This is a genomic window from Bacillus sp. JJ664 (assembly GCF_036962205.1).
Taxonomy (GTDB): Bacteria; Bacillota; Bacilli; order Bacillales; family Bacillaceae_G; genus Gottfriedia.
On the sequence record NZ_JBALMS010000176.1, the window covers coordinates 4,004 to 4,233 of the forward strand.

Consider the following 230-nt stretch of genomic DNA (forward strand, 5'->3'; position numbering starts at 1 on the left):
TTCAGAAAAGAGCATAAAAAAAGAGAAAACACATTAGAAAAATCTAATGTGTTAATTTGTCATTGTGACATTCAGTCTGAGAATTATCTAATATGTCTATTTTGATAATACTGACCCAAAATTACATTTGCTGATTCTTCAACTGCTTTACTTGAAACATCAACGATATTACAGCCAATTCGAGTCACTACATTATTAAAATGTTTAAGTTCTTCTTCAATTCTAGCAAT

General features: G+C 28.3%; 1 protein-coding gene. It reads right to left on the reverse strand.

From position 1 onward, the window contains the following. Positions 1-83: 83 nt before the first annotated feature. The gene (locus V7056_RS19600; protein WP_499704070.1) at positions 84-230 is read right to left on the reverse strand and encodes a kinase/pyrophosphorylase; all 147 of its coding nucleotides are present in this window, start codon (positions 228-230) and stop codon (positions 84-86) included.